Source organism: Pseudoflavitalea rhizosphaerae (genome assembly GCF_003991355.1).
Classification (GTDB): domain Bacteria; phylum Bacteroidota; class Bacteroidia; order Chitinophagales; family Chitinophagaceae; genus Pseudobacter; species Pseudobacter rhizosphaerae.
The window spans coordinates 162,146-180,558 of record NZ_RCSU01000002.1 but is presented as its reverse complement, the minus strand read 5'-3'; the positions used below and the strand labels follow the sequence as shown (position 1 = coordinate 180,558).

General features: G+C 40.0%; 15 protein-coding genes. 7 read left to right on the top strand and 8 right to left on the bottom strand.

Annotation, left to right across the window (positions count from 1 at the left end; genetic code table 11):
• Positions 1–400: 400 nt before the first annotated feature.
• Genes D9Y29_RS03590 through D9Y29_RS03565 form a run of 6 tightly spaced genes read right to left on the bottom strand, consistent with a single transcriptional unit; the run spans position 401 to position 6,035 of the window.
• Positions 401–1,570, bottom strand: coding sequence for a hypothetical protein (locus D9Y29_RS03590; protein WP_127125087.1), 1,170 nt, complete (start codon positions 1,568–1,570; stop codon positions 401–403).
• Between the two features lie 29 nt (positions 1,571–1,599).
• Positions 1,600–2,535, bottom strand: a complete 936-nt coding sequence (locus D9Y29_RS03585; protein WP_127125086.1) for a hypothetical protein — start codon at positions 2,533–2,535, stop codon at positions 1,600–1,602.
• Between the two features lie 11 nt (positions 2,536–2,546).
• The gene (locus tag D9Y29_RS03580) at positions 2,547–3,293 is read right to left on the bottom strand and encodes a hypothetical protein (protein WP_127125085.1); all 747 of its coding nucleotides are present in this window, start codon (positions 3,291–3,293) and stop codon (positions 2,547–2,549) included.
• A 15-nt stretch (positions 3,294–3,308) separates the two neighbouring features.
• Positions 3,309–4,088: a hypothetical protein gene (locus tag D9Y29_RS03575; RefSeq protein ID WP_127125084.1), complete on the bottom strand. Its 780-nt coding sequence runs from the start codon at positions 4,086–4,088 to the stop codon at positions 3,309–3,311.
• Complete coding sequence (locus D9Y29_RS03570) at positions 4,085–4,747, bottom strand: hypothetical protein (RefSeq protein ID WP_127125083.1); 663 nt, start codon at positions 4,745–4,747, stop codon at positions 4,085–4,087. The genes D9Y29_RS03575 and D9Y29_RS03570 overlap by 4 nt, the downstream gene beginning before the upstream one ends.
• 4 nt (positions 4,748–4,751) lie before the next feature.
• The gene (locus D9Y29_RS03565; RefSeq protein WP_127125082.1) at positions 4,752–6,035 is read right to left on the bottom strand and encodes an OmpA family protein; all 1,284 of its coding nucleotides are present in this window, start codon (positions 6,033–6,035) and stop codon (positions 4,752–4,754) included.
• Between the two features lie 206 nt (positions 6,036–6,241).
• Between D9Y29_RS03565 and D9Y29_RS03560 the strand changes: the two genes are divergently transcribed.
• From D9Y29_RS03560 to D9Y29_RS03535, 6 genes are all read left to right on the top strand, one after another.
• Positions 6,242–8,131: a sensor histidine kinase gene (locus tag D9Y29_RS03560; protein ID WP_164735241.1), complete on the top strand. Its 1,890-nt coding sequence runs from the start codon at positions 6,242–6,244 to the stop codon at positions 8,129–8,131.
• Positions 8,124–8,768, top strand: a complete 645-nt coding sequence (locus tag D9Y29_RS03555) for a LuxR C-terminal-related transcriptional regulator (protein WP_164735240.1) — start codon at positions 8,124–8,126, stop codon at positions 8,766–8,768. The genes D9Y29_RS03560 and D9Y29_RS03555 overlap by 8 nt, the downstream gene beginning before the upstream one ends.
• A gap of 279 nt (positions 8,769–9,047) precedes the next feature.
• Positions 9,048–10,586: an ATP-binding protein gene (locus D9Y29_RS03550; RefSeq protein WP_127125079.1), complete on the top strand. Its 1,539-nt coding sequence runs from the start codon at positions 9,048–9,050 to the stop codon at positions 10,584–10,586.
• An 11-nt stretch (positions 10,587–10,597) separates the two neighbouring features.
• The gene (locus D9Y29_RS03545) at positions 10,598–12,019 is read left to right on the top strand and encodes a hypothetical protein (RefSeq protein WP_127125078.1); all 1,422 of its coding nucleotides are present in this window, start codon (positions 10,598–10,600) and stop codon (positions 12,017–12,019) included.
• 271 nt (positions 12,020–12,290) lie between these two features.
• Positions 12,291–13,247, top strand: a complete 957-nt coding sequence (locus D9Y29_RS03540) for a Fic family protein (protein WP_206513705.1) — start codon at positions 12,291–12,293, stop codon at positions 13,245–13,247.
• A 343-nt stretch (positions 13,248–13,590) separates the two neighbouring features.
• Positions 13,591–14,316 (top strand): hypothetical protein, encoded by a 726-nt coding sequence (locus tag D9Y29_RS03535; protein WP_127125076.1) that lies wholly within the window; start codon positions 13,591–13,593, stop codon positions 14,314–14,316.
• Positions 14,317–14,648: 332 nt separating this feature from the next.
• Here the strand turns inward: D9Y29_RS03535 and D9Y29_RS03530 are convergent, their stop codons facing one another.
• Together D9Y29_RS03530 and D9Y29_RS03525 are read right to left on the bottom strand one after the other, a co-directional pair.
• On the bottom strand, positions 14,649–15,704 hold the full coding sequence (locus D9Y29_RS03530) for a hypothetical protein (protein ID WP_127125075.1): 1,056 nt from the start codon (positions 15,702–15,704) through the stop codon (positions 14,649–14,651).
• Between the two features lies 1 nt (position 15,705).
• Complete coding sequence (locus D9Y29_RS03525; RefSeq protein ID WP_127125074.1) at positions 15,706–16,959, bottom strand: hypothetical protein; 1,254 nt, start codon at positions 16,957–16,959, stop codon at positions 15,706–15,708.
• 666 nt (positions 16,960–17,625) lie between these two features.
• Here D9Y29_RS03525 and D9Y29_RS26975 point away from each other — a divergent pair.
• Positions 17,626–18,408, top strand: coding sequence for a DUF6577 family protein (locus D9Y29_RS26975; RefSeq protein WP_338143003.1), 783 nt, complete (start codon positions 17,626–17,628; stop codon positions 18,406–18,408).
• Positions 18,409–18,413: the final 5 nt, after the last annotated feature.

Here is an 18,413-nt window from a genome sequence, read left to right as displayed (position 1 = left end):
GAGGATTGGGGTTATCATTCTTATTTAGGCAGAGAACTGGGATTTTTCCCCAAGAAATGCCAAAGCAAACTGGCTTTTATCATTAAAAATCGTGCGAGCTGTGTATTTAACCTTTGTACAATGATTGATATTAGCAAGGAATTGCCAAGGAGATTAAGCAATCCTGTTCCATTTCTGTGATCCAAAAAAATTGGCCGCCACTCCAAAGAGCTGGCGGCTTTCATTTTATGTTGGCTTCGGTTTAGCATGAGCTGGGTTGAAGCAGTGACCTTCTACTGTCACTTTTCTGATATAGAAAGTTGTAACCGTGTTACGGATCTGTTGGCTGCCGGTGAGGTATCACCTGTTACATACGTATGCCCACGGGAGCATACGGATAATTAGTAGTACATCAGCCCCATTATTGTTTTATTATTGAAAAGTCCATTTGAACTATTTCTGGCCCTACATCGCTTCTCAGATGTATGGTGCTGGTGTTAATCCTTTTTAAATTATAGGTAACAGTTTTATACCGGTAATCTTTGTTGCTTCCTAATTTTTTGTGTTTAAGGTGCATGAAAATTTTTATTTGTAATTCGGTGTCGTTAGATTGTATGTCTTCTACCGGAATAATGAAATCCCGGAGGTTATCAAGGGTAATGTTGAATCTGTGCAAACTGTTGCTGGCAACGATATTGTTTTCTGTAGTATTGAAATAATATTGAGACTTCTTACCAAAAGGCTTAATCTCCTGGCTTCCATGCTGTGTGAGTTTGAACACCTGCACTCCTGCAAAACCATAAACATTTCCGAGCGAATGCAAAACTACCGGGCGAATCGAGAACTTTACAGTGCCTTCAGAAGTGGAAGAAGATGTAGTGGGGGAGGTTGATGTATTCGCAGATGGCTGTGTAGCATTGGTAAGGGGAGCATTGCTTTTCACCTGCTTGGTACCGCTCCATTCTCCACCATTGAGGTCCTGGTTCCATCCCCATCTTCCGGTATAACTATTACCTTTGAATTCCCATTCGAAATAACCTTTCTGGCCCTTATTGGTAAAGTTGCCTTTTACTTTTTTTGTTGCAGGATCATAAACAGCATCGATATCACCAACAGTATGGTATTTGCCGGTGATCTTGTTGCCTACCTGTTGCAGTATGATAAAGCCGTGATTGGTGTTCCATTTGCCGCTCCAAACAGCAGTATTGATATTGGTTGGTTGTGTTCTTGATTCCTGTTTTCCTGTCCATTGATGATCCTGGTTGGTTGAATAGGCATTCATTTCTTCGCCATAGCCCCAGGTGCCGGAAAAGCTTTTTTTATCGAAGTTCCAGACCAGTGAAAATTTGCCTGATGCATTGCCATTAAAGAAATAGCCTTCAAAACGGGACCCTTTATCTTTTAGCGTACCAACTATGGTGCCTTTGCCGGCATAATCACCATAAATGATGCCGCCATCAGGATATTCAAACCCGTATTCTTCCATCAACTTGAGCGGCCCGTACTTAGTATTGAAAGTACCTGTCCAGCCGGGTTGAGCCAGCAGGAACCCTGGAAGTAAACAAAGCAGGAGAAAGAGATTTCTTTTCATATTGTCGGTTTTAATGAGTGAATCATTGATTAAAAGGATGCAGGAATTGAAGAATAGCCCGAAGGGTTGAACTGGTAACTGCCTTCTCCGTAACCGGTAATTTCCGCCTTGAAATTATTGCCTTCAATGGCCGCAACCAGGTAGGTAATGCCGTCAACGGCGATAAAACCCAGGTTAAAAAATCCCATCGCATCAAACTTGCCTACAGGCAGGCAGATACCGGGGGCAGGCGCCAGCCAGAAATGAAGCAGGCCTTCTTCTCCTTTTCCGCGGTACTCTACCTGGTCATGAGGAGTGTTCAGGAATTTTTTCTTTTTTCCTGTTTTCCGGAAGTTCTCTTTGAAATACTTTTCGTTGTTAAAATCATTTTTTCCCGGAGCGCCCATACTCAGGCCGATGGGCATATTCATTTTATATTTCCTGCCTTCGGGATCTATAACATAATTGACATATTGGTAATCCCGGAAAAAGGCATCTACGGTCATACCGGCGGCTTCCGGCCCATACAATTTGAGGTATGCTGCATTAGGCATATAAGCTTCTCCTTTCTGCAGGTTGGAAAAAAAATAGGAAGAGCCGGTGAATTCGGGTGAGCTTACCCGGAAGGAGATCCTTTTAGTAGCATTCGGACAAAGCAGGCATCCTTTTTCCCTGAGATATTGTTCCAGGTTAAAATACCGCTTTTTCGGAGCCGTGCCTTTGCCGCCGTATTGCTTGTGCAATTGCCCGATGGTAAGGCTGTCAGTAACGGACACCTCACATCCATCGACTACCAGCAGCGCATTTTTTCCGGCATTGGCAAACAATCCGGGCTTTCCGGATAGCTGGCTGATCCTGCTTCTGCTCAGTTGGATAATAGCTTCTTCACAGCCCTTCCCTTCAAGGCAAATGGCTACCGGCTGAAAGGTTGATTGAGCGTAACAAAAATTGCACAATAAGAGCAGGACGATCAATACTTGCTTCATGACTTAAATGATTATTGGCATTTGGATAAAACAGCTTTCGCCAGTTCAATGGCTACGCTTTTGTTCTTTTCGGTGTCGTTACTTATTTCCGCCCTGATCTCGAATTTTACTCCTTTTTGCAGCACAGCCAGTTCATTGGTAATGCTATTCCAGCTTGCGTTGTCGCCCAGGCCAGCTACCTGTGAATAGGCTTCGGAAACTTCCCTGAATGTATTGAGCAGGGAATTGCCTGCTTTCTTTGTTGTTTCTTTTTCTACTTCCTGCTGTTCACTCTGATCGGTCATATCTTCCAAAGTTTCTTTGGCAACTTCCATTTCGGCGGAGGTAACAGCGCGGTAGCTTTGAGCAAACTGATCTGGCGTCATGGGTTTGATGCTTTGGACTGCAACTATATCCGGCAGTTCCAGTTCTCCCGACAATCCCTTTATTTTACCAATACGCTTGTTCAGGAATTTAAATTGATAGGAGTGGTGTTCCGGCTTCAGCACCTTATTGTATTGCGTTGTCATTACTTCACTGGAAAATCCGGTGGCAGACAGAACCAGTCCGGTAGACAGCAGTTCGTCATATTTTGTCTGATAGCCCAGCAGGCAGGTGTTGTCACCGGCCCTGGCAGGACTGGCGCTGCGACGGGATTCTGCCTGATCGATGGCGCGTTCAAGGTCAATACCTGCATGCTTGTTTTTTGAAGCATTATCGTTTTTGCAGGCACTTGCTAGTACAAGCGATAACAGGAAAAAAGAATAGAATGATTTCATTGTTTTTGTTTTCGTTTAATCACGGATGATCGGTACGTTGGGCCTGGGTTTATCTTCCAGTAATGGAACTTCCGGCCTTTCGTTTTTTTCCGGGGATTCATTAGGGTCCTGCAATGGTCTCAGGAAAGAATATTCCACCGGGATCTTGTTGACGCAGGAAGGTTTGGTGGGCACATTGATGGTGACCACAAACAGGCCCTCGATCTTTTTTTCATGGACCAGCTGTACGTTAAACCGGAGGTTCATGTAGGCATTGCCAAAATATGCGCTATAGAGGTCAGGTCTTTTCTTCGTCCATTTAACGTCCGGACTGTTGAATAAGGTCCGGGCATTGAATGGCCTTTCAAAACGGAGGTTCCCTTTCTTGACGAGGCCCTGTAACATGGATTTGAAAAGGTTGGACGACTGACCATAGCAAACATCCCCGGTAACTGTACCAATCTGAATTTTCCATTCGCCATCCAATGGCTGGAAATAAGGATTGAATAAAGAGAGTTGCGTAAATCCATCACCTCCATAGAACTTGTCCAGCTCACTGCGGCTCATTCCGGTTTCGATATAATGTTCCCATTTGCCGTTTAGTTTTGCATCTACTACTATGGCGTTTTCCGGCAGTCCTTCATGATAGCCTGCTTCAGTACCATATACCACATCATAATCTGAGGGTTCATTGTCTGATAATTGAAAGCTGCATCCCTGGCCCATTTCACAGTTGGCTGTTATGAGCTTCTTTCCTGCCACAGCATAAAAACCCGTTAACAGGAACAGCAGTGGGAAAAGGATATAAGATTTCATTTTTTGCTTTTTTGAAAAGATTCGAAAATCAATCCGGCCAACTGTACCGCCTTGTTGCGGCTGCTGGTTTCCGTTGGTAAATTGGTAGTGATGGTAAAGGCATAACCGCTTACGTACACATGGAGGGCCTGAACGGGTGTTTCCCAGTAACTGAGTTCTCCCACCTTTTCCATTTTATTGAATTGCCGGATCTGCGCCTGGCCTGCCAGGTATTTCGCTTCTGCTATTGCCAGGTCGGGGTCTGTATCTTTATCTTTTGTCAGTTGATCGATTTGCTGTTGCAATGCATCAGCAGATTCGAATTGCATTTGGAAGGCGGCCTTACCGGTTTTCCTGAAAAATGCAATTCCGAGTGAACTGAATGCTTCTGTTGTAAGCTGTTTTTGATCCTGCGTTGTGATGATTCTTTTTTCGCCATTGGGCCAACTGTACAAAACGGCATTGCTGGTATTGTCTTTTCCAATAATTTCCCTGAACTGTTTCAGTTTTTCCGGGGAAACTCCGGCAATACTGGCAACGGAAGCTACAGGCAATGCATCGTTCCGGTCAAAAATGGCGTTCAGTTGTGAGGGGTCGAAACTGTCCGGTACGGGCAGTGCTAACCTTGATCCACAGCCGTAAAACAGGCTGAGCGTCAATAGAAGAAGAAGGAGGCGCATATGGTTATTGTTTAATGAATTCTACCCGGCGGTTCTTTGCTTTACCGGCGGCTGTTGAATTGGGTTCCAGTGGTGTGGCTTCTCCTTTACCCGATGTGATCAGCCGGCTGGCATCGATCTTGAATTCCTTCACCAATGCTGCTTTCACGGCATCTGCTCTTTTTTGGGAGAGAACCAGATTGGCATCGTCATTACCATCGCTGTCTGTATGTCCATTGATCAGGATAGTACCGGAACTGGCCTGAATAGCGGCAGCAGCTTGTTTGAGCGTAGGCCAGGAAGCGGGCATGATACGGGATGAATTGATATCGAAGTAAATGCTGTTCGTAACAAATTTTCCTGTTTTAGCTATTTCAGTGCTGGCCTGCTGTAAGCCGGTTGCCAGACGGACATTGGTAAAATACAGGCCATCGCCCCAAAGATTGCTGGAAAACAATAGTGTGTATTTACCGGTTTGGGGCAGGCCGTTTGGCAGGTCCATGTACCTGGTACCGTCTATATACAAACGAATATGTGATTTGTCCCTGGAGATGGAAATATGTTTGGCCTGTCCTTGCTTCCAGCCGTTCCTGATCTCTTTACTGAAAAGGTTTCGCTCATCCTGCCCATACTCACTGGTGGCGCTGATATACACGATCTCGCTGGAAGGGTGTACGTCCAGTTGTACCTGGGGCTGATCATTGAAATGAATGCTGTATTCTTTCCGGTCTGTGCCTGAACGAACGATGATGGTTTTGAAACCGCCTTCCATTTCGCTCATAGTTTCCAGGTTGGGGTACAGGTCGAATTCGAGGGTGAACTGGTCAGGGAGGTCACGCACCGGAAGCGGAATAATATTCCCTTTTCTGGGGGCCTTGTACCAATTGCCGTTTTGTTCACCGGGAGTGTTGATGCCGGGTGGCATAGCGTCTCCACGGTCCCATTCATTGATTTCCCATTGAGATGCGCCTGTGGTAAAATCTTCAAAGAAGAGGACCTGCTTGCCGGGAACAAAATCCGATCCCTTGTAAACAGTAAAATCGGGTACATCTCCGGCGGCTGGTCCATTGTTGCCCGGCATCATCTCCGGCGATCCGGGAGATTCCTTTTTGTCTTTCTTTTTCTTTTTGAAAATATTGCCGATACCTTTTTCGATTTTGTCGAGTCCTTTTTCGATGGCTTCGGACGATTTGTTTTCGATCCTCTGATTGGTTCTGTTTTTGGCTTCTTCAACTTTACGGTCTATGACCTGAGCCTGCGTTGTTACACCGGCGGCGAGTAGCATTGCTATTGAAAAGGTTGTTTTCATACTAACAGGTTTTGAGTGTTTATTTCCGAATTGCAAACCTCTTCAATTGCTACAATGGTATGTTCAGGGTAAATAACCATTTTAAAAACTCATGGTATTCCGGGAGCCTCCTTCATGAGGTTTTTACCCTATTTTTGAACAAACCTCTATGCATGTTATCCTGTAAGAAAATTTTGCTTTTCGCCCTTCTTTTTAAATTTGGTGTATTGGCTGCGCAGCAAAACGATGCAGCAATCAAGCTGGCATTGAGTCAGCCAGCTGATAGCAGTAAGTTGTCTGAGCTTCTGGCATTATCAGACAGCAGTCTGAAGAAAAACGAGGTTAACACGGGCCTTCAGGCACTTCAGGTTGGCCGTGTATTTTTACAGAAAAGTACAGTCGAAAAAAGATCGCAGTTTTACTGGTTGTTCGCAGAACTTTTGTACAAGCAAAAGAAATATTCCATGATGGAGCAGTATACAGACTCGTTGCTGGCCATTGTGGAGCATGGTACAGACCGGCAATGGTATGTAAAGGCTTTACATCAGAAAGCGGCAGCCAACATTCACCGGGCTCAGCTTACAGATGCGGCTGTATTTGTGAACAAGGCAATCGATATCAGCAAAGCCATCGGGGACCAGTTCCTCGAAGCCAGGGGATACCAGATAATGGGGCAGATTGCTTTCCAGGGAAGGCAAATTCCGGAAGTTAAAAAGCAGTATGCGCGCGCCATAGCCATTTTTGAATCACTTGGGAAAGAAGAGGCTGCTGCTATGCTCTCCTGCAGTATGTCAAGAACATTTGTGGCGGAAAGCTCCATCTACCTGGATACTGCATTTAATTGGAATAACAAGGCAAAACAGATTGCAGCAAAATATCCGATGAACCTGGAGTTGCAATATTTCATCTGGCAAAATGAAGCTGATTATTATGCCAGGGGTGGTGATTTCAAGAAAGCTGATCAGGCTTTTGAAAAGGCGGAACAAGTGGCGAAGCAAATGCCCAGTCATTATAGTTTGGGTGGTTTGCTGCAGGTGAGGAGCTATGCATTATTTAATGCGGGCAAAATGGAAGAATCGTTGAAGTATGCCCACCAATCGAAAGATGTCTTTATCGAAATGGGAGATTTTCCCATGTTGAAAAAATCTTACCAGCTCCTGTATACGATCAATGAGGAAAAAGGAGATTACAAGAGCGCCTATGAAGCATTGAATGAATATGTAGATATTTCTGATTCCATTTTCAACCAGCAATCGATGGCGCAGATCAATGACCTGAATGTGAAATATGAAACCAGTGAAAAGGAAAGGATCATTGCCGGGCAGGAACTGACCATCACCCGCAAGAATGCCAATACAAGAATGTTGCTGATAAGCCTTGTTTCCGTGGCCGCCATTCTATGCCTTTCTCTTTTTCTCTATTTTCAACGCCGTAAAGTGTACCGCCAATCATTGGTGGCATTGAAAAGGGAGCAGGATATTTCCTTGCTGAAAGCGCTCATGACGGGTGAAGAAAAGGAAAGAAACCGGCTAGCCCGCGAATTGCATGATGGACTGGGCGGGATTCTTGCCGCGGCTCAAATGCATATGAGCAATGCACAGAAATCCGACGCACCATCTGCAAACAAGAGTAATGAAATGGTGGCCGACCTGATTAGTAAGGCTGCTGTGGAAAGCAGACGCATAGCCCATAATCTCTTGCCGGAAACCTTATTGCGATTTGGACTTGAAGAAGCGCTGCAAAAATACTGCGAATCGGTTTCCGGTAGTAAAATGCTGAACCTGGAATTCCAGTCTGTAGGGTTGCAGGAGAGGCTGGAACAATCGGTTGAATTAAGCATTTACAGGATTGTACAGGAATTGGTCAACAATATCATCAGGCATGCAGGAGCTTCTGAGGCGCTGGTTCAGCTACACCGGGATAAAAATCGATTGTCCATCACCGTGGAAGATGACGGAAAAGGTTTTGCTCCTTCCAAAAAAGAAGGCATTGGACTCAGTAATGTAGCATCAAGGGTTTCTTATCTGAATGGATCATTGGATATCCGGTCAGACAATGAAAAAGGAACTTCAGTTTTTATTGAAATACAACTGGAAAAAAATGAAGGCAATGGATAACAGGATTGCGGTACTGGACGATCATTCTTTGATCACGGAAGCCATTAGTAGTATAGTAGGCAGCAATAGTGCCTATTCATTTGCCGGGGGATTCAGTTCATCAGCTGAGTTAGTGTCATATATTGAAGAGCATACCGCACCTTCTTACCTGCTCCTCGATATTCACCTGACAAAGGAAGACGGGATTGTGCTTTGTAAAGAATTCTCCAAACGCTACCCGGAGATGAAAGTGATCATGCTCACAGGCATCAGCGAGCCGGCAGTTATCAAAAATGCAATCAAGAATGGATGTGCAGGCTTTCAGTTGAAGAATATGAAATCAGAGGATCTGTGGGAATGTATAGATAAAATAAAAACAGGAGAACTATATCTTCACAGGGAAGTGGAGCGGATCATGCTGCGAAGCGCTATTGAAAGCAGGAGCCCCTCCACTGATTATATCCCCCGTTTGTCAAAGCGGGAGGCTGAAATATTACAACTGATAGTAAAAGAGCTAACAACCCATGAAATTGCTTCCACGCTTTTTATTTCTGTCAATACCGTAGAGACCCACCGGGCTAGTTTATTGTCAAAGCTCGGAGCACGCAATACTGCAGGCCTGGTAAAAGCTGCACTTGAAAAAGGGTTGGTAAAATAGAATTTTGTTCGAGTATAGTTGAATGTGTTTCATTTTATACATAGCATGAAATATCCGTGACTATGCGAATATTACCGAACTGATATGCAGTGAGTATATTACAAGACCTTGAAAAAGGAAAATATTGAAATAACCAGACATTGCACCCACAGCTTTATTCGCAAACGGACGAAGCCGGGAAACCAGCATTTCGGAATTGGTGGATAATCCCCCCGGATCTGGTCATCTTTAAGCGGTATATATATCCTTCATTAATTTTCAATGGATTATATTTGCTATATGACAAGGAAATATCCCATTGGCTTACAGTCATTTCGAGAAATACGGGAAGGCGGCTTCGTATATATCGATAAAACGGAAATAATTCACCAAATGGTGAATTATGGGAAGTATTATTTCCTCAGTCGTCCACGTCGTTTTGGAAAAAGTCTTTTATTGGACACTATAGCCGAGCTTTTCAGTGGTAGTGAAGAACTTTTTAAAGGATTATGGATCCATGATAAATGGGATTGGGAAAATAATAATCCAGTTATCAGAATTTCTTTTTCAAATATCGGTACAGGTACAATTGGATTACAAAGTGCTATTGAAGGCGCATTACAAGAAAATGCACGCCGTTTGCAGATTGAGCTATCTGATGGTGCATACGATCAGTTATTTAAAGAATTAATAGTCAAAGTTGCTCAAAAAGGCAAGGTTGCTGTCCTGATCGACGAGTACGACAAACCTCTCATCGATTACCTGGATGATATTCCGAGGGCGCAAGAGAATCGGACTATTTTAAAAAATTTGTATTCTATACTAAAAGATGCAGATAAATATATTCGCCTCTTAATACTTACCGGGGTAAGCAGGTTTTCTAAAGTGAGTATTTTTTCTGACCTTAATAATTTGGAGGATATAACCTTAAGCAAGCATTTCAACAACATAGCAGGGATTACCCAGTATGAATTGGAAACAAACTTTACAGATGAACTGGAGTTATTACCGCGGGAGCTGGGATTGAATAAGATTCAATTGCTTGAAAAAATTAAGGACTGGTATAATGGTTATAATTGGGGTGGAACTGAAACGTTGTACAATCCGTTTTCGTTACTCTCATTCATAAAAGAAGAGGCGTTCAGGAATTTCTGGTTTGCCACTGGATCACCCTCTTTTTTAGTGAACCTTCTTAAGAAGAAGAAAGAATATAATTTCGAAAACGTCCGAGAGTCTGATATATCGTTGGGAAGTTTTCAAATTGAGAATCCGGTTTCAGGCCCTCTCTTATTTCAAACAGGTTATCTGACGATCAAAAGCTATAACCCGGATACCCAATTGTATACGCTTGACTACCCAAACCGGGAGGTGAAGGTTAGCTTGCTGGATAATTTGCTCAGTTCCTACCGTGAAGTTTTTCCCGGTACTTCAATGACCGTCACTGCTGATCTCAGGATTGCATTCGAAGAAGGAAACATAAACTGTATTATCAACGAATTAAATGCGGTAATCGGAAGTATTCCGTATGATCTCTGGCGTGCAGATACAGAATCTATTTTTCATGTTATTACCCTTCTGACATTTAAAAATGTTGGTATAGATCTCTCAGCAGAAGTCCATTCCAGTAGCGGCCGGGCTGATGTTGTCGTAAAAACAAAACAGTTCATCTATGTGCTTGAATTGAAACTTGATGTTTCAGCCGATGAAGCACTGGGGCAAATCTTGGAAAAAAAATATTTACAACCATATGCGGCTGATGAGCGTAAAAAAATTGCCATAGGCATTGCGTTTTCCTCTGAACATCGGAACATTGCTGACTACCGCATTAAAGTAGCATAATCGTCACTAAAATGCCTCCTCTTTCTGCAGAACAATATATAAAATCACGGTCACGAACACTAAAAATAGAGCGATGCCTGATAACTGCCGATTGGGAAACGAGCAGGATTGCCCAGGTAATTGTAATTCGCAAACACACAAATGGAAACTTTACTTATGCAGGGTACCTCGTAGATTTATTATGTCTTGGTGTAAAAGATACCTTTTATAGATTCAATGAGGATGAAGATCAAATGGAGGATAAATTAAGCGCTTATGATCAGGAAATAGAAATGATAGAGGTCGATTACCCTCTGGCTCATAACATCATATTTGCCGGGAACGATCTGGCTACGGAGTATAATATTTCACAGCATCCGGATTTCGTTAACATAACCCGTTATTTACTTGAAGAAGATAATGAAAAAACACCTTTGATCGAAATACATACCGGAGATGAAGATGGGTTGCCGCATTTAGTTGTTTATCCTGATAACAAGCAAACATTAGCACTTGCCCGGTTGAAAGAACATGCCGGCGAAGGCAGGTTCCGCTACACGGTAGTTACAGAAAACAAATTCCAGGAAGATAGAGATCATTTGCATGAAGGAAATGATCGGGAAGTCGATCAGGCTCTTTTTTATTTTTGGAATAGAAAAGAATGGGAGTCTTTTATCAGAGGTATTTCCGAGGATAATTTTCATCAGCTTGCCAGAGAAATATCCTATATCTATTTTAATGCTTCGACAAAACCCGAATTAGAGGAGCGTGGCCTTGATTTTGACAAAATGTTTGTAGATGCTCGTAAGGCAGTGAATTGGGAAGACTCTGCCGAAGAACAGGCTTGGATTCACAGCAATGAAGAAAAACTGGAGTTACGGAAACTGTATGATCAATTATTCATGCAAGAAGTTTCTGCAAATCAGATAAATTCAACCATAATCGCGCTTCAGGAAGATATCAGACGATGGCCGCACAATCCCATATTCAGGAATTACCTGTATAACGCCTTTTTACTTTTAGAAGATCATAAAAGCGCAGAGGCTGAAATGTTTGAAACGCTAAGGCTGTTTCCCGATTACCTGTTTGCAAAAACATTATATGTAGAATGGCTGATTAAAAACAACCGGCTTCAGGATGTACCCTCTGTCTTAGACTCGAAAAGAAACTTGTCAGAACTATACAGTCATCGTTCCACTTTTCATGTCAACGAGTTTATGCACTTTAATTCCGCATGGCTCTATTATTATATTTATAAGGCGGATTATTGTATGGCTGATTTTTATGGCAAATTGCTGGAAAGCTTGCCTGATCCGTTACTAAGGGGGCTTCAGCGGAAGTTGTTAGACCTGCTGGTGACCAGACGTATTTTAGATGGACTTAAAATAGTTAGCCTTGCTCAAAACAGCTCCACTGAAATGGATTATTTAACCAGGCTGTTGGTGGATGCCTGAATTATTTAATTACTTAGTATTTTTTAAGGAGAATCTAAAAAACAGTAAACCCGCTCTGAGAGCGGGTTTACTGTTTTTGTCGGGATAATAGGACAATCGTCTAACCTTTTTGCTCCTGAATTATTGGAAATCAGTGTTTATTCAGAATAGATCCAATAGATAAAAGTAAAAATGTTTTTTAAGCCTTAATCATCTTAATACAGTGAATAATCTTTGAATAGATCCAGCAATATTAGCGTACTTTTGATAGTATCAAATGATACTATCAGTTATGCAGCCTCCATACAATATCACCTCTGCCATTCTCCAGCTAGTAGCTACTATATCTGAAAAAATAGGAGAAATAAATGCAACGCATTTACACAAACCTCCTGCAGAATTAAGAAAATCAAACCGAATTAAAACAATTCAGGCTTCGTTAGAAATTGAAGGGAATACACTTTCTATTGAACAAATAACAGCAATTGTAGAGAACAAGAGGGTACTTGGTCCGCAAAAAGATATTCTCGAAGTTAAAAACGCTATTGTAGTTTATGAAAAATTAAATGAATTCAATCCCAATAGTATTCAATCTCTCCTTCATGCTCATAATCTTCTTATGAAGGGGTTAATTGATAAATCAGGAAAGCTCAGAACGAAGTCAGTGGGGATTGTAAAAGGAAGTGATATTACTCACATTGCTCCTCCTGGGGAAATGGTTAAACCTTTAATGAATGATTTATTTGGGTATCTAAAATCTTCCAAGGATCTGGCATTGATAAAAAGTTGTGTGTTTCATTATGAACTGGAATTTATTCACCCGTTCATGGATGGTAATGGACGGATTGGAAGGCTTTGGCAAACAGTAATTTTAAAACACCAGTATCCTGTTTTTGAGTATTTACCTATTGAAACAATTGTTAAGCAGAGACAGCAACAATATTATGAGGCCTTAAGCAAATCTGACAAGTCCGGAAATTCAACAATTTTTATAGAATTCATGTTAGGGATAATTTTAGAATCCCTGGAAGAGCTATTATCCCAACAAAATAGAACATTGCTAAGTTCAGACAGGGTACTGGTGTTTAGTTCAATTGCAGGGAAGAAAGCTTTTACACGGAAAGAATATCTAAGACACTTTAAAGAAATTTCACAAGCTACAGCCAGCCGGGATTTAAAGGAGGCAGTGGAAGAAGGTGTATTGAAAAAAACGGGGGAGAAAAATAAGACAAACTATACTTTTAAATAAAAAGCAAAAGCCCTGGTTAATAACCAAGGCTTTTGTTAGAATTGTCGGGATGGCAAGTCAAAAATCTAACTTATGGCATCATAATATGCATACTTTGTCAGAATTGAGTATGTGATATTATCTTAATACCAGTTTTTGAGGTTGTAATTTTTTTCTAGATTACTAGTAATCAAGAATCATTATTCAAAAATTCCATTGTTTATATGGCTTATTAAGCTTTCATGTGTTTGAATATGCACTACTCTGAGATCCGTCAATAATGGTTAATTTATTCGAAGTGATTTTATATTTACTTGGTAAGTTGCCATATTAACATATCTTAGGTTATACTTAATAAACGAAAATGGCTTTAGAAGAATCCTTCGATCAAGAAAACAAAAAATTGTATGATTTCTTAACTGAAAAGGGAGCTTGTATTTTATTTGAAGAGAACTCAGGAATTCCATGTTGGCGTGTTCAAACTTGTTATAAAATAAGTGCACCTACTAATATTCCAGATCCTGCAGCTATGGCACATGAACTACTTCATGTTAAGTTGAATCTTATGGGATTTACTGACGATATATATACTTATAGTCATTTTAATGTTCGAAACTCTCCATTCAGTATTGAATTTATTGGGCACATGAACAATGATTTAGGTCACTTTAAAATGTTGGACGAGTTTCTCACAATGGGGTATAGTGTTGATGAGTTTTTACAGGATACTCCTAAGGATTATTTTTTAGGTGGAATGTTTATGAAGGTAGTTGTTTTGCAAACGCTAAATAATGCAGGAACTATTGATCTATGCAAGGAGATTTTAGGAATTATTCAGCTAATATCTGGAGCTAAGTTATTTGAGTTGTATAAAATTAAAGATCCCTCAACTGAAAATGGATTACACCCAGATCTAATTTTATCACCCTTGAAAGAAATCAATAATGAGTTAACGTCTGAAATTGAAAATCTATTCCAGCAATGGCAAGTGAGCGATACTTTAAATAATTTATGGTTTTATGCAAACTTGGACGCTATTCTCAAAAAGTACGGTATAGTGAATTTTAATGATTGTTATGGAATTAAATAATCTCGATGTTATTTACTTATAATTAGATTAGCAATGTATGCTACGCATATGATTCCTAAAACATTTTGAAAACCTACCCATATTGCTATCCTGAATTTACCCAACTGTAGTTTCTCTATGTTTAACTTTATTCCAACTTTCCATCAGGAATTACCTACAATTTTAAAAAGAACATTTCTAATAAATAAAGTAAATCCGGATTTCGCCTGTATCGCAGACCTGGCAAGTATTACAGAAGGTCCTAAAAAGAAAATATTATAACAGGATGTAAAACATGCGCATTGCAGAATATGAGATAAGCAACTAGTGAGTGCGCAAAAGGCTTTAGCTAATTATAAAGCCATTAATTCTGAATAAACAGTAGTATCTACTCCTGATGCGAGCACTAGAAATTGAACAATATCTTGTGCGAACTTTCGTGTTAGATCGGGATATTTTTTTAAGGTCGCTGAAGTTATAGATATTTTCTTATCGTAAAAGCAGTTTTCACGAATATCTTGAATAAGGGTAGGTATTTGAGCAGCAGCAAAAGGCGATAGTGCTAACCTGGAAGAAATAGTTACAAAAGCCGACTGCCATTCCGGCTCTAGGCTCAAACTTTCTCCAGTTGCAATATTAACCATATCTGCAATTCTGCGTCGTTCGTGCAGTGACTCAGCACCTCCAAACAATGAAATCACAATGGAATTATCTACATCCGAATAGTTAATCATCATCGCGTTACTAATATTCTTCAACAACGAGAAGCTAAATAGTTCAAGAACATAATAATAAGCGTGCTTAATGCTAACTTCACTGACTTCCTTAGAAAACAGACTCAATTGCGCTTCCTTTCGATGTATTAAATGCACTATATTGTGAATATTCCTCCAGTTTTCCTTGTTCCAGTAGTCTAAGTTAATATAGTCATGTAATTTTTCATTTGCAATTTTGAGAGCTTTCATTGAATCCTGATGCCTCCTAAATTTTGCATGTTCAATTTTGATATTTTTGTCAATGTCAATACTAAATCCTAGAAGCAGCTTTCGCAATTCCGCTTCAGAAAAACACCTAAAATTGTTTTTGGCACTAATTTCTCTGGCATTTTGATGAATTTTGCTTTTCATTAAGTATCCAGTACCAATATTGAAGTAATCCACAATTCCCATAAATTTAAATGCTTCCTCTAACGCGTTAGATTCGCCACTTTTACATTCTGCCCCTACTGTGTTTAGAGAAAGATCACCCAAGAATTTATATCCATAGACATCAATATCAGAAATATCGTGTGTCTTATATGTTTGCACATAGCTTTTACTTCTCAGTTTGACTTCAAAATGAGTGCTAAATCCCATTAGTTCAAATAGAGTTTTCGTAAGCAGCTTTAAGTCTAAATCTTTATTTTCCATATTACTCAATGCCTCTTAATAAGTCATTAATTCTTTTCATTGTTGCTTGCGATTTGGTCGTGGTTACTGCTTTTAAGGTGTGGCTTCTGGTTTGAGTTGGATGTAAAGCCGCTCCCGGAAGCAACAGCTTACCCGCTTCTACTTTAGAGCTGTCAAACCTCGTCGTGTCTCCAAATTTAATCATATCTAATGCCATTCTCGCAACTAATCGATTTTCTTCGTTATCGATGAAATGAACCTCGTACCTATCGGTGTATGATGGAATTATTTTAACTAACCCTAAGTTTCTTGCAGCTTCGTACTGCATCAGACTTTCAGAGTGGGCCTTAAGGAACCCACGGTTCACTAGGAGTGTCATCAACCTCTCTGGATACAAAATCTTGGTTATCCCAGCAAAATTTTCGCCATAACGAACACAAGAAATCAGTACCCTCGCCTTATATAACAAATTCTTTTCTATTGGCCCAACTCCAGTCCTAGGCGTAAAAATAAATTTTTTTAGCCCATTTGTTGAAGTTACAGAAAGAGTAGGTAAACAGCCAATCGTAATAGCAGTATTTAATACCTCATCGTTTTGAAATTTTGAGTCAGGAAGTCCCTGGTACTCTTTAATAGTATCTACGGCTAATAGGAAGTCATTTGTTGAATATTTTTTTAAGAGTTCAAATACTTGTTTTGGGTTATCCTCCCAATACAACGGCGAGAAAATAATTGATTGAGAATCTGTAGGCGAAACATAGGTACCAACCAATGATGCAGTTGTACACACATCTTTAATTTGGTCATATACTCTTGGGTCGATATTAAGTGCTCTAACGATTTCTTGCTCTTTGTGCGGAATATCACTTAATTTTTCAAGGACCTCAATAGTCTTGCCAGCAAGCTCACTTTTATTTTCTGCAAGAAAATATTGACCGAAGTCCGTATATATCTTCTGAGTATCTGGAATTACAATATCAATTCTCGCAATTTCGGATTTACCCGTAGAATATTTTAATCTTACATAGCCTAGCTCCTGAAGCTTTTCAAGTGATTCCTTGGCAAGCGGTCTGGAGATTTTTAGTTCTCCGGCTGCTGCATAGAGAGACTTGGTATCAGAAATCGTCTCATGATCCTTTATCGTGGTGGCTATTTGAATCGCAGAACCTAATGTTTTCAGTTGATCATATTCGGTTTCAATTATGGCTCCGGTGCTTTGAATCAAGCCGTGATGAATATCATGTATACGTACTCCGATTGAGGTATTTGCGTTCATTTTAGCTAGTTTATGTATATCATTCTATTATATATATCAGTTACATTATCCTAATATAATATTTTTTGTCTCTTCCAGCAACCGCTCGCTCAATATCTCAATTGTGTAAAATATACAACATATATCATTGTAGCACACCTGCCGAATGTCAAAAGATGCTACCTCTAGAATTTAAGTACTTGTTCTATTTAGTTATTCAGTAGCGTGGATATCTGTTGGCAACGCATAGTATTTTGTATCTTTAATTGCCTCCAAAGTTTAATCGTGCACTATTTTTCAAGACTTACGCCCTAACTATATATTCCTTCGCTGAAAGATCGGTGAGAAAAAATAGGAAGTTGTCATAGTTTGTTAGAAAATATGTCTCTCAAGGTTTCTATTGCTTTTTCTACAGTTAAATCAACTTCATCTATTTCATGCAATTCTTCTGTGAATGAAGGCATATTATTAGAGATTGTTAAACAAAAAATTGAGTGTTGGCACGGTAACGACTAAAATTATACGTTAGATTCTATCTTGTTAAATGCCTTGATTTCTCCTGATAGTCAATACTCGTTTGAAGGCTACGTTAAATCGTATATGGTTGATTTTCATTAATATAATACAGTAGCGGAATTGGCTTCAAATGATAGCTACTTTTTATACTAAAATGGCTTATATTTGAAAATGTCCCATAACTTCCTGTATACCAAGCTAATTCAAGAATTTAAGTCTCATCCCATACTTACTCGGAAGGAATTACTTACCTTTTTTAGGCAATTTGAACCTCAGCTTAATGAAAACACTTTCACTTGGCGTTTATTCGAATTAAAAAAGCGAAACTTAATCGGTGATATTGGACGCGGAATTTATACAATTAAGAATAAAAGGATGTTTGAGCCTATACTGGACTCTTGTATAACTCATATAAATAGTCTCATAAATTCGAGTCAATTCGAACCGTCTTATTGCATTATGGACACAAATTGGTTATGCTCAATATCGGATGGTAATTTATTAAAAAGTATAATTGTTATCGAGGCAGAAAAAAGCTCATTGGAAGAAGTGTTTACCCTCCTTTTGAAAAACGGGGTAAGGGAATTATTTCTAAAACCAGATAGAAAAACAATATTAAGGTATGTTGCCAATGCAGAGCGTCCAATTATTTTGAAACCCCTCTTAGGGAGATCTCCTTTGCAAATTTTCGATAATGTATATATGCCCAGCTTGGAAAAAATAATTGTTGACTTATGGTGTGACTCTAATGTTTACTTCGGTATTGAAGACAGACTCGCTACTTTTTATAAGAGTATTATCATGAATTACACAATTAACTTTTCTAAACTTATGACCTATGCAAAACGCAGGAATCAAGAAAATGAAATAAAAGAGCAATTACTAAGAGTTGTTGGCCCAGAATTAAAAATGATTATTAAGAAAAACAATTCATTAGTTAATGCTACTCTTTAGCAAGT

What these genes read in the sequence shown, in the direction of transcription:
- D9Y29_RS03550 (WP_127125079.1), top strand. Translation starts at nt 9,048, where the DNA reads ATGACAAGGAAATATCCCATTGGCTTACAGTCATTTCGAGAAATACGG.
- D9Y29_RS03565 (WP_127125082.1), bottom strand. Translation starts at nt 6,035, where the DNA reads ATGAAAACAACCTTTTCAATAGCAATGCTACTCGCCGCCGGTGTAACA.
- D9Y29_RS03585 (WP_127125086.1), bottom strand. Translation starts at nt 2,535, where the DNA reads ATGAAGCAAGTATTGATCGTCCTGCTCTTATTGTGCAATTTTTGTTAC.
- D9Y29_RS03590 (WP_127125087.1), bottom strand. Translation starts at nt 1,570, where the DNA reads ATGAAAAGAAATCTCTTTCTCCTGCTTTGTTTACTTCCAGGGTTCCTG.
- D9Y29_RS03555 (WP_164735240.1), top strand. Translation starts at nt 8,124, where the DNA reads ATGGATAACAGGATTGCGGTACTGGACGATCATTCTTTGATCACGGAA.
- D9Y29_RS03545 (WP_127125078.1), top strand. Translation starts at nt 10,598, where the DNA reads ATGCCTCCTCTTTCTGCAGAACAATATATAAAATCACGGTCACGAACA.
- D9Y29_RS03530 (WP_127125075.1), bottom strand. Translation starts at nt 15,704, where the DNA reads ATGGAAAATAAAGATTTAGACTTAAAGCTGCTTACGAAAACTCTATTT.
- D9Y29_RS03540 (WP_206513705.1), top strand. Translation starts at nt 12,291, where the DNA reads ATGCAGCCTCCATACAATATCACCTCTGCCATTCTCCAGCTAGTAGCT.
- D9Y29_RS03580 (WP_127125085.1), bottom strand. Translation starts at nt 3,293, where the DNA reads ATGAAATCATTCTATTCTTTTTTCCTGTTATCGCTTGTACTAGCAAGT.
- D9Y29_RS03570 (WP_127125083.1), bottom strand. Translation starts at nt 4,747, where the DNA reads ATGCGCCTCCTTCTTCTTCTATTGACGCTCAGCCTGTTTTACGGCTGT.
- D9Y29_RS03575 (WP_127125084.1), bottom strand. Translation starts at nt 4,088, where the DNA reads ATGAAATCTTATATCCTTTTCCCACTGCTGTTCCTGTTAACGGGTTTT.
- D9Y29_RS03535 (WP_127125076.1), top strand. Translation starts at nt 13,591, where the DNA reads ATGGCTTTAGAAGAATCCTTCGATCAAGAAAACAAAAAATTGTATGAT.
- D9Y29_RS26975 (WP_338143003.1), top strand. Translation starts at nt 17,626, where the DNA reads ATGTCCCATAACTTCCTGTATACCAAGCTAATTCAAGAATTTAAGTCT.
- D9Y29_RS03525 (WP_127125074.1), bottom strand. Translation starts at nt 16,959, where the DNA reads ATGAACGCAAATACCTCAATCGGAGTACGTATACATGATATTCATCAC.